Here is a 13,608-nt window from a genome sequence, read left to right as displayed (position 1 = left end):
GTCAACCCGCCGGCAATGCCACCACCGCCCCCGGCGCGCAGGGATACAGCCGCACGCTCGGCGACGGTGCGATCGGCAGGCCACCGGCGAACGCGGTGAACGCCGGCAGCAGGCCGGCGTCGTGTGCAAACACGAAGGCCGGCAGACGCGGCAGGCCCGGTAGGCGCACCACCGGATGCAGATGCCCGCCGAGCCGATAGCCCGCGACGTCGACGGCGACCGCATCGTCGACGTCGTGCACGAACACGAACGGCGGCGCGTGCAACAGCGCACCGTGCAGATGCAGGCCAAGCGTGCGCGCCAGCTCGGGCGCGGCGCGCAGGGCGCGATCGTGGTTGCCGCCGACCAGTTCGACCGACAGCGTCGGATGGCGGGCCCGCCATGCCTGCCAGGCTGCACGCCACGGTGCATCGCGCGCACCGGCATGCAGCAGGTCGCCGAGCACCAGTAATCGCGTCGCGCCGCTGGCTTTGATCAGCCTGTCGAGCCGTTCGAGATCGTGCTCGGTGCCGCCACGCGGCAGCGCGATGCCGGCCTCGCGAAAGTGCTGCGCCTTGCCCAGATGCACGTCGGCCACGACCAACGTGCGCTGCCGCGGCCACAGCAGCGCACGCTCGGCGAACAACCGCAGCGCTTCGCCGGCGATCTCGATCTCCAACACGCTGTCAGCCACGGTTGCGCCGCTCCAGTTGCGCGGCCGCGCGCTGCACCCGCGTGCGCCAGTCCTCGGTGCTGAGCTGGCCGCGCATCGACTCGGCCCACAGCGGAAACGACAGCGGGGTGAACGTGCGCAACGAGTGCAGGTCGAGTGTGCGGGCGCTGCAGTCCTCCAGCGTGGTGCGCAGTTGCACCACATCCAGCTGCGCGGCGAACACCTCGCGCTCGGCCAGCGCCAGCAGCATGTGATCGGGATCGTGCCGGCGCAGCACATCGAACAGCAGACCGCTGGAGGCCTGCAGCTGGCGCATCGAGCGTGGCGCGCGTCCCGGCAGCGACGGCGGCAGCAGACCGGCGACGCGGGCGATGTCGCGGAACTGACGGCGGGCGAACTCGGCCAGGTTCAGACTCTCGCGCAGGTCGTCGATCAAGGCCGCGGGCGAGAGCATCGTCTCGACATCGAGCGCATCGAGCTCCACCTCCTGCGCCGGTGAGAGTACGAAGCCGTAATCGTTGGCGGCGAATGAGAAGCTGTTGGCGCGCAGGCGGCCCCAGCGCAGCGCCAGCAGCGCGGCCAGCCCCTCGTGCACCTGACGCCCGGCGAACGGAAACACGAACAGGTGGCGCGCACCGCGCGCGCGGATCCACTCCACCAACAGGCGGTTCGGCGCCGGCAGCGCCGACAGCCGTTGCTGCAGATCGAGCAGCCGCCCGATCGCGCGCAGCTCCGGTGCATCGCGTGGGCCGGCGAACACGCGCTCGACCTCGTGCGCCAACGTGCCCGACAGCGACATCCGGCCGCCTTGCCACTTGGGCACCGTGCCGCTGCCGGCCTTGGCCACGCGCACGTACGCGGTCATGTCTTCCAGCCGCACCAGCTCCAGCGTGCGGCCGGCGAACTGGAACCGGTCGCGCGGTCGCAATCGACCGACGAAACTTTCCTCGACCGAACCCAGACCGCCGCCGCGCAGCAGCTTCACGCGTACCGCGCCGTCGCTGGCGATTGTGCCGATTGACAGGCGATGGCGCAGCGCGATGCGTCGGTCCTCGACCCGATAGACGCCGTCCTCGCCGCGCACCACGCGGCGGAAATCAGGGTAATGCGCCAACGCCGCGCCGCCCTGGACGATGAAATCGAGCACCGCACGCCAGGCCAGCGGATCGAGCGCGCGGAACGCATGGGTGCCGCGGACCTCGTCGTAGAGTGCATCGGCCTCGAAGCCGCCGCCCAGCGCCAGCGTCACGCAGTGCTGGGCCAGCACATCGAGGCTGAGCACCGGCGGCGGACGCGATTCGATCGTGCCGGCCGCGACCGCTGCGCGGGCCGCGGCGTACTCGACCAGTTCCAGCGCGTGAGTCGGCACGCAGACCACGTGCCCGGCCTCGCCGGGGCGGTGACGCGCGCGTCCAGCGCGCTGCAACAGCCGCGACACGCCTTTCGGGCTGCCGATCTGCAGCACCTGGTCGACGGCGGGAAAGTCGACGCCGAGATCGAGGCTGGAGGTGGCAACCACGCAGCGCACGCTGCCTGCGCGCAGCCCCTGCTCGGCGGCCGCACGCAGCTTCGGGTCGAGCGAACCGTGATGCAGCGCCAGCGTCTCGGGCGCCTCCGGCCACACCGCCGACAGCGCGCGATGCCACAGTTCGGCTTGCGAACGCGTGTTGGCGAACAACAGGCTGGTGCGTTCGGCCATTAGCCGCTCGAGCACACGCGGCAACTGCGCCAGTCCGAGGTGGCCGGCCCATGGGAAGCGTTCGTCCTCGCCCGGCAGCAGCGTGTCGAGCGTGAAGCGCTTGGGCGCCACACCTGCGACCACCTGCGCCTGGGGGCAATGCGGCAGCAGCACATCGCGCGCCTGCTCGAGGTTGCCGAGCGTCGCCGAGACGCCCCAGATGCGCAGCGCCGGCTCGAGCCGGCGCAATCGTGCCAGCGTCAATTGCAGCAGCACGCCGCGCTTGTTGCCGAGCAGTTCGTGCCATTCGTCGACGATCACGCAGCGCACCGAGGCCAGCAAGGGCGCGGTATCGGCATAGGACAGCAGCAGCGACAGCGATTCGGGCGTGGTCACCAGCACTTCGGCCTGGCCGCTGCGCGCCAGCCGCCGGTCGCGTGCGCTGGCGTCGCCGGTGCGCATCGCGACCGTCCAATCCAGCCCCAGCGCCTCGATCGGCGCGCGCAGCGCACGCACCGTGTCGACCGCGAGCGCGCGCAGCGGCGTGATCCACAGCACCTGCAGCCTGCGGCCTGCGTCCTTGCCGCCACGCGCGGTCGGCTTCGCCGATGCTGCGCGCGGACTGGCCGCAACGCGCGGGCGCGTGGCCAGTGCCTCGAGCAAGGGCCCGCCGAAGGCCGCCAGGGTCTTGCCGCTGCCGGTCGGGGTCTGCAGCAGGCCCGACTCGCCGGCCAGATAGCGGCGCCAGACCTCGCGCTGGAACGGCGCCGGACGCCAGCCCTGGGCGGCGAACCAGGCGCGCAGCGGCGCATCGGGACCGCGCAGCCGGGTCATCGCCACCGGCCTGGCCACGGCCCTGCGCGCCGCGGGCGACCGCACTCGCCGGACGCCACCGTCACCGTCACCGTGCGAGCGCCTGCAATGTCTCGAGCCGATCGGCCTCTGCGATCGGCTTGTCGCGGCGCCAGCGCAGGATGCGCGGAAAGCGCACGGCGATACCGGACTTGTGCCGGCTCGAGCGATTGACCGCTTCGAAGCCGAGTTCGAACACGTGATGCGCGGTGACCGAACGTACCGGTCCGAAGCGCTCCAGGGTATGCGCGCGGATCCACTTGTCGAGCGCGAGGATTTCGCGGTCGTCGAGCCCCGAATAGGCCTTGGCGACCGGGACCAGGGTGTCGCCGTCCCACAGCGCGAAGGTGTAGTCGGTGTAGAGCGTGCTGCGCCGGCCGTGGCCGGCCTGCGCGTAGATCAGCACCGCGTCGATGGTCAGCGGGTCGATCTTCCATTTCCACCAGTCACCGCGACGCCGGCCGGCTTGGTAACGGGCATCGACACGCTTGAGCATCAACCCCTCGACGCCGCGCGCGCGCGCATCAGCGCGCAGGGCCGCGGCCTGCGGCCAGTCGGCAGCGTCCACGCGCGGCGAAATCACGATGCGCGGATCGTCGTGCTCGGCAACCAATGCCTCGAGCATCGCCCGACGCTCGGTCTGCGGCCGGTCGCGCCAGTCCTCACCGTCGAGTTCGAGCAGGTCGTAGACCTGCACGCGCACCGGCGTGTCGGCGAGCGTCTTGGGCCCGGGCTTGCGGCGCTGGATGCGGGTCTGCAGCGCGGTGAACGGCATCGGCGCAGGTTCGCCCGGCCGCCAGGCCAGCAGCTCGCCGTCGAACACGCAGTCGCGCGGCAACGTCAGCGCCGCGGCCTCGATCTCGGGAAAGCGCCCGTCGAGACGTTCCTCGCCACGCGACCACAGCGCGATGTCCGCGCCGCGGCGGATCAGTTGCAGGCGGATGCCGTCCCATTTCCATTCCAGCAGCCAATCGTCGATCGGGCCGAGCGCACGCGCGACCGCGTCGGGATCATTGGCCAGCGCCGGCGCCGCCACATCCACATCCGGATCCACATCCGGATCCACATCCAGATCCACATCGGGAGCCGCCTCGGCGTCCGAGCCCTCGCTCGCCGCGTCGGGACGCAGCGCCTGCTCCAAGGGCGAAGCGAGGAAGAACGGATACGGCTGGCGCCGGTCGCTGGGCAATTCGTCGGGCGAGAGCAGGTCGCGCAGGAACTGCGCGCTCGGCGTCCAACTGCCGAGCATGCGCTGGGCGATGCGCGCGATGTCCAGCCCGCTCATCTCCGCCAGCGCCTGCTGGACCAGTCGCTGCGAGACGCCCACGCGCAGCGCGCCGGTCAACAACTTGTTGAACACCAGCCGCTCGTCGAAACACAGCGTGGCCCAGGCCTCGACCACCAGCGCGCGCCGGACCGCGGGGTCGCGATTGGCGACCGGGATCAGCCGCCGTTCGATCCATTCGGCCAACGAGACGTCGTCGGCCGGCGCGGCGGGATCGTCGAGCAGCAGCGCCAAGGTTTCGGCCAGGTCGCCGACCTGGTCGTAGCAGTCGTCGACCAACCAGTCGGGCAGAGCCGCGGCCTGGCCGATCCATTCGCGCAGTTCGCGGGTATTGGCGATGCGTCGCCCCGCACCGGCGACCTTGCCGCCGGCCAGCAGGAACAGCGCCCAGGCCGCATCGTGCGGCGGAGCCTCGCGGAAGTACGCGACCAGCGCCGCGCGCTTGTCGAGCGTGGCGGTGCTGCGATCGAGCTCCCGGTACAGCCGGGCAAAGCGTCTCATGCGCGCATCCTCCGGCGCCGGACGCTCATTCCTCGTCCCCGAAATCAGTGCGGAAGGCTTCGGCCGCGATGCCGCCCTCGCGCAGCGCGCGGATGATCGCATCGGTGTTGCCGTGGGTCGCGATCACCCGCGTGGCGCCGGTCTCGCGCACGGTCCGCATCAGATCTGGCCAGTCGGCGTGGTCGGACACCACGAAGCCGCGATCGTAGTTGCGACGGCGCCGGTTGCCGCGAATGCGCATCCAGCCCGATGCGAACCCCTGCTGCGCACGGCGGAACCGACGCATCCATGCGCTGCCGGCCGCCGATGGCGGCGCGATGACCAACCGGCCGGCAAAATCGGCCCCCCGATCGGTCTCGGCGACCGGCAGCGTGTCGAGCATCGCGATGCCGGCCCGCCGGTAGACCTCGACGCCGGCGGCGACCGCGCCGTGCAGCAGCGCGGGCCGATCGGTGTACGCCGCCAGTTCGGCCAGCACGCGCTGGGCTTTGCCCAGCGCATAACAGAACAGCACCGCCGCCTCGCCGCGCGTCTCGCATTGCGCGCGCCAGGCCTCGATCTCGCCTGCGACCTGTGCGGTGTCCGGCCAGCGGTAGACCGGCAGGCCGAACGTGGCCTCGGTGATGAACGTGTCGCAGCGCACGACCTCGAACGGGGCGCAGGTCGGGTCGTGCTGGCGCTTGTAGTCGCCCGAGGCGACCCAGACCTCGCCGTCGACCTCCACCCGCACCTGCGCCGAGCCCAGCACGTGGCCGGCCGGGTGCAGCGACACCGTGGCCGCGCCCATCTGGAACGGCGCCCCGTAGTCGTGCGCGACATAGATCTGTTCGCCCAGGCGCCACTCGAGGATCGGCAGCCCCGCGCGCGTGGTGTGGTAGGCGCCCATGCCGGTGCGCGCATGGTCGCCGTGGCCGTGCGTGATCACCGCGCGCGGCACCGGGCGCCACGGATCGATATGGAAATCGCCGGCCGGGCAGTACAGGCCCTCGGGGCGCAACTGGATGAGGTCGTCGCGCCGCCCTTTCGGCATGCGGGCGGTGGAAGACGGACGGAAGGCGGCCATGACGGCAGTCTGGCGACGCCGCCGTGCAGGCGGTGCCAAGCCGCCATTCAGTCCTCGCGGTCGTCCAGGCCGCCGCCTTCGTGGACCGGACGCCAGCTCTGGGCCAGGACGTCGGCCAGCATCTCGCCGGTCAGCGGCTTGCGCAGGAAGCCGTCGAAACCGGCCGCGCGCGCCGCCGGCTCGGCCTCGGCATCGGCGCGCGCGGTGACCGCGACCATTGGGCGGTCGAAGCCCTGGGCCCGCAGCATGCCCGCCAGTGTCAGGCCGTCGATGCCCGGCAGGTCCAGATCGAGCAGGGCGATGTCGAACGCCTGGGTCCGCACTTCGGTCAGCGCGGCGAGGCCGTGCATCGCATGTGCGACCCGGTGGCCCTGCGCCTGGAGCAGGCCCCGGATCACGTCGGCCACGGTCTGATCGTCCTCGACCAGTAGCACCACCAGCCCGACCGCCGCGGTGATGCGCTCGTGCCCCTCGAAGCGCGTGCGCCGCGGCGGCGTGACGACCTCGGCCAACGGCAGCACGACCGTGAACCGGGTGCCCTCGCCGAGGGTGCTCTCGACGTCGATACGGCCGCCCATCGCCAGCGACAGTTCCTGGCTGATCGCCAGCCCCAGGCCGCTGCCGCCGTAGCGCGCGGCGGTGCGCGCGCCGTCGGCCTGCTCGAAGCGCCGGAACAGCCGCTGACATTGCTCTGCGCTGAGCCCGGGGCCGGTGTCGCTGATCTGGAAGCACAGGCCCTCGGGCGGACGCGCAATCCGCAGCCCGACCCGCCCGTCGTCGGTGAATTTGATCGCATTGCCGATCAGGTTCAACAGAATCTGCCGCACCCGCACCGCATCGCCATGTACCCAGGCCGGCACGCCATCGTCGAAGGCGACCTCGAAACGCAGCGCCTTGTGCCGGGCCATCGGCGCGGACAGCGAGACGATGTCCTCGATCAATGCGCGCAGCTCGAACGGCTGCGGATCAAGCTCGAGCTTGCCGGCCTCGATCCGCGCCAGGTCCAGCGCGTCGTTGACCAGACGCATCAGATGGTCACCGGCGCGACGGATGGACTCAGTGTAGCCGCGCTGCCGGGCATCGAGCGGCGTGTCGAGCAGCAACTCGCTCATGCCCAGCACGCCGGTCATCGGCGTGCGGACCTCGTGACCGAGCGTGGCCAGGAAGCGGCTCTTGGCCAGCGACGCCTGTTCGGCGAGTTCGCGCTGGCGTCCGGCCAATTGCAGCTCCGCGCGTCGCCGCACACGCCGACGATAGATCGACGCGCCCCACAGCGCGACCAGCCCCATCGCGCAGATCAGCAGCGTCAGCGCCCACCAGGTCTGCCACCACGGCGGCAACACCCGGAACCGCAGTTCCTGCATCGGTGCGGCGTTGCCGTAAGCGTCGCTGGCGCGGATGCGCAGCACGTAGTTGCCCGATCGCAGACCCGAGAACACCCGGTCGCCGTTGGCGCCCTGGTCGACCCAGCCGGTATCCAGGCCCTGGAGCCAGGTCCAGTAGTGGTTCGAGCCCGGGTCGTCGTAGGCCAGCAGCCGGGCGGAGACGCGCAGCTCGCGGTCGTCGGGGAACAGTTCGGGACGAGCGCCCTCGAGCGGTTGCCACAGCCCATCGCGGCGCACGTCCAGGCCGAGAACGCGCAGCTTCGGCTCCTCGACCCGGCCGGTCTCTTCCGAGGCGGTATTGATGATGGCTACCGAGTCGACCGCGGTGCCGGCGGCGAGCAGGCCGCTGCTGCTCACCGCGATCGAGCGGAACAACATCTCCTGCGACGACAGACCGTGTTCGCTGCCGTAACGGCGCATGCGCCGGGCCTGCGGATCCCAGCGGTAGAGACCGCGCCGGGTGGAGACCCAGACACGTCCGCGCACGTCGACCGCCAGCCCCATCGGCATCACCGACGGCAGCCCCTCGCGCGTGCCGATCCGCTCCTGCCGCGCCCAGGTGCCGTCCGCGCGGTGCCAGCGTTCCAGTCCGTCGCGTCCGGCGGCCCAGACCGTGTCCTCGCCCTGCGCGGCGACCGCGTAGTAGGGCTGCTCTGCGCTGACGATCACGAATCGGCCGGCCTGCGGGTCGAAGTAACCCAGCCCCGGCACCGAGGCCGCCCAGGCAGTGTTGTCGGGCGCGACGTCGAAGCCGTAGACGCCTTCATGCACCAGAGGATCGTCGCCGGCCTGCCACAGCATGCGGCCGGTGTCGCCGTCGCGGTGCTCGACCCCGTAACCGCCCATGCTGCCGGTCCACAAGGTGCCGTCGGGCGCGGCACGCACGATGTTGTAGCCCACGCCGTGCGCGACCGAGGTGCCCGGCTCGCCTTCCCACTCGCTCAGGGTGCCGTCGCTGCCGTGTCGGAACAGGCCGCCGACATGGCCGATCCACAGCACGCCGCTGCGCGTCTCGGCCATGCCAAGGATGCGCTGGTTGGCCAGGCGCGCCCGCGCCTCGCCGTCGAGCCGGGAGACCTGCAGCGCCTGATCCACGTGCTCGACGACGCCGGTTTCCGATCCCAGCCACAGCCCGCCGTCGTTGGCCGGCGCGATCGTCGCGTAGCCGTGGCCCTGCAACCCGCGTTCGCCGCGCACCAGCTCGGCAACGTGCCGCCAATCCGAGCGCAGGAAGCCGACGCCCTCGCCCGGCGCCGATGCCCACAGCGCGCCGTCGGGCTGGAGGAACATCGCCCGCGCCGGGAACGGCCGCGAGGCGTCCCGACCGACCGGCACCGGGGTCGGGATGCCGTCCTCCGACAACCGCCACAGACCGCGGCGGGTGCCCAGCCAGTAGCCGCCGCGCGGATCGGCGAGCATCGACAGCACGCTGTTGGGCCGGGCGAACATGCCCGACCATGGCTGCCAGTGCCACTGCCCGTCGCGCATGCGCACGAACAGCCCGCGCGCGCTCGAGGCCCAGACTTCGTCGCCCATCGCCTGCACGTCGGTCACCGTCAGCGGTATGTCGCCGCCGGGCAACGGCTCGCGCCAGACTCGGCGGCCGTCGTAGCGGGCGAGGCCCGCCATCGTCGCGATCCACAACATGCCGTCGTTGTCGAACGACAGGCTGACGACGTTGTCGCTGGGCAGCGTGCGCGGGTCGTTGGGATCGTGGCGCAGATGCACGAAGCTACCGTCGGCGCGCAGGCCGTAGACACCGTCGGTGCCCAGGCCCATCCAGATCTCGCCCGGTCGGCTGGCAAAGTCCCAGACATCGCCGAGCCGCGCTTCGGGATGGGCGTCGATCCGATAGGGCCGGAAGCCCGCCGAGCGGTCGCGGTCCATTACCGCGACGCCGCCCTCCTGGGCCGCGACCCAGACGCGGTCTTCGTGGTCGACGTGCAACGCCTGCAGATTGTTGCCGGGGAAGGCATCCGCCGCTTCGGGGTCGTGCTGCCAGACCATGAATCCGGCACCGTCGTAGCGGGCCAGGCCGTCGGCGGTGGCGATCCACACGAAACCGTCGCTGTCCTGGGCGATGCCGGTGACATCGGACGTGGGCAGGCCGTCGGCGACGCCGAGCACCCGCAGGCGCGGCATCTCCGGCGTCGCGGCCAGGACACCGCAGACGAACGCCCAGATCAACGCCAGAGCGGCGACACGCTTCCACATGGGCCCGACATCCCTTCCCCCGCGGCCTTGCCCGCAACGCGCGATGCTCGCAACGCATCGTCCCGGATGCAAGCGGCACCGCGGCTGCGCGGCCATGCGATTCGTGCCTAGAATCCACGCACGCCGCCCGCGGCGACCGGAGCCTGAGACGATGCGACTGCCGCAGCGCCTGTTCGTCCCCTGCCTGCTGCTGGCGCTGGCCTGCGCGCCGGCAGCCGCGCGGCCGGCGCAGTACGCGCTCGACCCGGTGCACACCCGGGTGATGCTCGAGATCGAACACGCCGGCCTGTCGAAGGCGATCGGCACGGTATCGGGCAGCCAGGGGACGCTGGTCTTCGATCCTGCGGACTGGTCGAGCGCGCGGGTCGAGGTTTCGGTGCCGCTGGACCGCGTCGACTTCGGCGACGACCGCTGGAACCGCGCGGTCCGCGCGCGCAATCTGCTCGACACCGAGCGCCATCCGTCCGCCACGTTCGTCTCCAGCCGCATCGAACCGCGCGATGCCACGCATGCGATCGTCCACGGCACACTGACACTACGCGGCGTGTCCCGTGAGGTCGCGCTCGATGCGACATTCAACGCCGCGCGCCGCCACCCGATGCCGCCGTTCAGGCGCATGGTCGGATTCTCGGCCACCGCGCAGCTGTCGCGGGCTGACTTCGGCATCGACGCCTGGCCATCGATGATCGGTGACGCGGTCGGCCTGCGCATCGAACTCGAAGCGGTGCGCGAGCGCGAGCGCGGCGTGGGTCCCGACGATGCAGACGCGGATGCGGACGATGCCCACGACACGGCGGTCGGCACCGACACACCCGGAGATGAGACACCATGACGCTGAAGAATGTCGAGCGCTGGGGCGCGGTGAGCCAGCTGCTGCATTGGACCGTCGTGGTGCTGATCCTGGCGGTCGGCATCATCGGTCTGACGATGGGCGACATGCGGCCCAGCCCGACCAAGGTCCAGGTCTACGCGCTGCACAAGTCGCTGGGGCTGACGATCCTCGCGCTTGCGGTGCTGCGGCTGGCCTGGCGGCTGTTCGCCGGCGCGCCGCGGCCGGTGCCCGGCACCCCGCGCTGGCAGGACCGCATCGCCACCCTCACGCATTGGCTGCTGTATGCGCTGCTGTTGGCGATCCCGCTCAGCGGCTGGACCTTCAACTCGGCTGCCGGCTACCCGCTGCAGTGGTTCGGCCTGTTCAACCTGCCGGGGCTGGTCGCGCGCGACCCGGATCTGCGCGGCCTGGCCGGCCAGGTGCACGAATGGCTGTTCTGGACGCTGGTGGCGCTGGCGCTGCTGCATGCGGCCGCCGCGCTGTATCACCACCTGTTCCTGCGCGATGCCACGCTGGCACGGATGCTGCCGCGCGGCTGGTTGCGCTCCGTCTCCCCGCCCTCACCCCAGGACTGACCGATGCTCCCTGCTTCCCGCTTCCTGCTCGCGGCCGCGTTCGCCGTCGCGATGCCGCTCTCCGCCTCCGCTGCCGATTACGAGCAGGCCGCCGGTTCGTCGCTGGCTTTCGCCGGCAAGTACCAAGGCGAGGTGTTCACCGGCACGTTCCCCGACTTTCGCACCACACTCGCGTTTGACCCGGCCGACCTGACCGGCGCCAAGCTGGAAGTGACGATCCCGATCGCGACCGCGACCACCCGTAACGACGACTACGACGGCGAGATGCGCGGCGCGTCGTTCTTCGACGCCGGCCGCTTCGCCCAGGCCACCTACATCGCGACCCGGTTCCGCGACCTCGGCGATGGCCGCTACGCCGCCGACGGCGAGCTTGTGCTGCGCGGCGTACGCAAACCGGTCACGCTGACCTTCACCTGGACCCCGGGCCCGCGTCCGCTGCTGTCGGGCCGGGCGACCGTGCGTCGCCTGGATTTCGGCGTCGGCGGCGGTGAATGGGCCGACACCGGCACGATCCCCGACGAGATCGCGGTCGCTACGCGGGTGTATCTCAAGCCTGCGAACTGACGTCGCGTCGTCGGCAGGTCAGGCCAGCATCCGCCGCACCGCATCGGCGTCGAACGGCCAGTCCAGTTCGACGCCACGTCCGGCATCGCGCAGCACCGGCACGCGGCTGCCGTAGCGCGCCTCGAGCGCATCGTCATCATCGATGAAGACACTGTCGAACGCAGGCGCACGCGCCTGCGCCAGCACCGCGAGCGCGAGGTCGCACAGATGGCAGTCGTCGCGCTGGTACAGGATCAGGGCCGGGGTCGTCGTCATGCGGCGTCGCGTCAGGCATGGAACAGAAAGCGGGCCGTAGAATAGCGCGATGGCAGTCAGCACCTTCGACCTCTACAAGATCGGCATCGGGCCGAGTTCCTCGCACACGGTCGGGCCGATGCGCGCCGGTGCCCGCTTCGTCGCGCGCTGGCTGGCCGAGCCCGGCCGCCTGCACGAGGTTGTCCGCGTCCGCGCGGAGGTCTTCGGCTCGCTGGCGCTGACCGGCCGCGGCCACGGCACCGACAAGGCGCTGATGATGGGTCTGGAAGGGCACATGCCCAACCGTATCGACCCGGACATCATTCCCGATGCGCTGGCGCGCATCCGCGGCGAGCGCCGGCTGCGACTGGGCGGCACCCACGACATCGACTTCGACGAGAAGCGCGACCTGGTGATGAACAAGCGCCAGAAGCTGCCGTTCCACACCAATGGCATGCGCTTCACTGCTTATGGCGCCGACGATGCGGTGATCGCCACGCGCGACTACTACTCGGTCGGCGGCGGCTTCGTCGTCAACCAGGACGAGGCGGCCGAGGACCGCATCGTCGCCGACACCACCCAGGTGCCCTACCCATTCGCCAGCGGCGACGAACTGATCCGCCAGGCGCAGGACAGCGGGCTGGGCATCGCCCGGCTGATGCTGGAGAACGAGAAGGTCTGGCGCAGCGAGGCCGAGATCCTCGACGGCCTGCGCGAACTGTGGGCGGCGATGCAGTCGTGCGTCGCGCGCGGCATCCGCGAGGGCGGCACCCTGCCCGGCGGGCTGCACGTCACCCGCCGCGCCCCGGCACTGCATGCCGAGCTCGCCGCCAAGCCCGAAGCGGCGATGCGCGATCCGCTGACCGTTCTCGACTGGGTCAACCTTTATGCGCTGGCGGTCAACGAGGAAAACGCCGCGGGCGGCCGCGTGGTCACCGCGCCGACCAACGGCGCGGCCGGCATCCTGCCGGCGGTGCTGCACTACTACGACCGCTTCATCCCCAACGCGAACGAACAGGGCGTGTTCGACTTCCTGCTGACCGCCGCGGCCGTGGGCATCCTCTACAAGGAGAACGCTTCGATCTCCGGCGCCGAGGTCGGCTGCCAGGGCGAGGTCGGCGTGGCCTGCTCGATGGCGGCCGCCGGGCTGACCGCCGCGCTCGGCGGCACACCCAGCCAGATCGAAAACGCCGCCGAGATCGGTATGGAGCACAACCTGGGCCTGACCTGCGATCCAATCGGCGGCCTGGTGCAGATTCCGTGCATCGAGCGCAACGCGATGGGCGCGGTCAAGGCGATCAACGCCTCGCGCATGGCCTTCCGCGGCGACGGCAAGCACAAGGTCAGCCTCGACAAGGTCATCCGCACGATGCGCGAAACCGGCCGAGACATGCGCGACAAGTACAAGGAAACCTCGCGCGGCGGCCTGGCGGTGAACGTCATCGAGTGCTGAGTTGACCCGGACCCGATTTCGGACCAGAATTCAGACCAGTTCGGACGTAGAGGTTGAGGATGTCATGAAGACTTGGCAGGTTCAGGAAGCAAAAGCGCGCTTCAGCGAGCTTCTGCGCGCTAGCGTGGAGGACGGCCCGCAGATCGTCAGCCATCATGGCAAACCGACCGCGGTCGTCGTTCCGATGGAGCAGTGGCAACGGTTGCAGCAGCGGCCACGCAGCCTGAAGGCGTTGCTGCAGGCGCCCGATGGGCCGGATGGCCTGCCCTTGCCGCCGCGCGGCCGTCTGCGGCGGCACGATCCCGAGGCACTCGACTGAC

The 13,608-nt window shown here is 70.9% G+C and carries 11 protein-coding genes; 5 read left to right on the top strand and 6 right to left on the bottom strand.

The window, feature by feature from the left end; translation table 11 throughout:
• Window position 1 precedes the first annotated feature (1 nt).
• From pdeM to MNO14_RS03900, 5 genes are all read right to left on the bottom strand, one after another.
• Window positions 2-673 carry a ligase-associated DNA damage response endonuclease PdeM gene (pdeM, locus tag MNO14_RS03920; RefSeq protein ID WP_241945475.1) on the bottom strand — a complete coding sequence of 224 codons (672 nt, stop codon included), beginning with the start codon at window positions 671-673 and terminating at the stop codon, window positions 2-4.
• A complete protein-coding gene (locus MNO14_RS03915; protein WP_241945474.1) occupies window positions 666-3,164 on the bottom strand; it encodes a ligase-associated DNA damage response DEXH box helicase in 2,499 nt (832 codons plus the stop codon). The genes pdeM and MNO14_RS03915 overlap by 8 nt, the downstream gene beginning before the upstream one ends.
• A 67-nt stretch (window positions 3,165-3,231) precedes the next feature.
• Window positions 3,232-4,968, bottom strand: coding sequence for a cisplatin damage response ATP-dependent DNA ligase (locus tag MNO14_RS03910; RefSeq protein ID WP_241945473.1), 1,737 nt, complete (start codon window positions 4,966-4,968; stop codon window positions 3,232-3,234).
• A gap of 25 nt (window positions 4,969-4,993) precedes the next feature.
• Entirely contained in the window at window positions 4,994-5,998 is a 1,005-nt protein-coding gene (locus MNO14_RS03905; protein WP_241946255.1) for a ligase-associated DNA damage response exonuclease, read from the bottom strand.
• An 80-nt stretch (window positions 5,999-6,078) separates the two neighbouring features.
• A complete protein-coding gene (locus MNO14_RS03900) occupies window positions 6,079-9,630 on the bottom strand; it encodes an ATP-binding protein (RefSeq protein ID WP_241945472.1) in 3,552 nt (1,183 codons plus the stop codon).
• A 151-nt stretch (window positions 9,631-9,781) separates the two neighbouring features.
• On the opposite strand from MNO14_RS03900, the gene MNO14_RS03895 reads away from it, so the two are divergent.
• The 3 genes from MNO14_RS03895 to MNO14_RS03885 are packed head-to-tail and all read left to right on the top strand — an operon-like array spanning window position 9,782 to window position 11,601.
• Entirely contained in the window at window positions 9,782-10,462 is a 681-nt protein-coding gene (locus MNO14_RS03895) for a YceI family protein (protein ID WP_343226413.1), read from the top strand.
• Complete coding sequence (locus MNO14_RS03890) at window positions 10,459-11,037, top strand: cytochrome b (protein ID WP_241945471.1); 579 nt, start codon at window positions 10,459-10,461, stop codon at window positions 11,035-11,037. Before MNO14_RS03895 ends, MNO14_RS03890 begins: the two co-directional genes overlap by 4 nt.
• A 51-nt stretch (window positions 11,038-11,088) precedes the next feature.
• On the top strand, window positions 11,089-11,601 hold the full coding sequence (locus MNO14_RS03885; RefSeq protein ID WP_241946254.1) for a YceI family protein: 513 nt from the start codon (window positions 11,089-11,091) through the stop codon (window positions 11,599-11,601).
• Between the two features lie 18 nt (window positions 11,602-11,619).
• On the opposite strand, the gene MNO14_RS03880 is transcribed toward MNO14_RS03885, so the two are convergent.
• The gene (locus MNO14_RS03880) at window positions 11,620-11,856 is read right to left on the bottom strand and encodes a glutaredoxin family protein (RefSeq protein ID WP_241945470.1); all 237 of its coding nucleotides are present in this window, start codon (window positions 11,854-11,856) and stop codon (window positions 11,620-11,622) included.
• 49 nt (window positions 11,857-11,905) lie between these two features.
• On the opposite strand from MNO14_RS03880, the gene MNO14_RS03875 reads away from it, so the two are divergent.
• Together MNO14_RS03875 and MNO14_RS03870 are read left to right on the top strand one after the other, a co-directional pair.
• The gene (locus MNO14_RS03875; RefSeq protein ID WP_241945469.1) at window positions 11,906-13,288 is read left to right on the top strand and encodes an L-serine ammonia-lyase; all 1,383 of its coding nucleotides are present in this window, start codon (window positions 11,906-11,908) and stop codon (window positions 13,286-13,288) included.
• A gap of 1 nt (window position 13,289) precedes the next feature.
• On the top strand, window positions 13,290-13,607 hold the full coding sequence (locus MNO14_RS03870) for a type II toxin-antitoxin system Phd/YefM family antitoxin (protein WP_241945468.1): 318 nt from the start codon (window positions 13,290-13,292) through the stop codon (window positions 13,605-13,607).
• The last annotated feature ends 1 nt before the right edge of the window (window position 13,608 follow it).

Origin of the sequence: Luteimonas sp. S4-F44, from assembly GCF_022637415.1 — a bacterium.
Lineage (GTDB): Bacteria > Pseudomonadota > Gammaproteobacteria > Xanthomonadales > Xanthomonadaceae > Luteimonas.
This window is presented reverse-complemented; position numbering and strand designations above follow the sequence as displayed.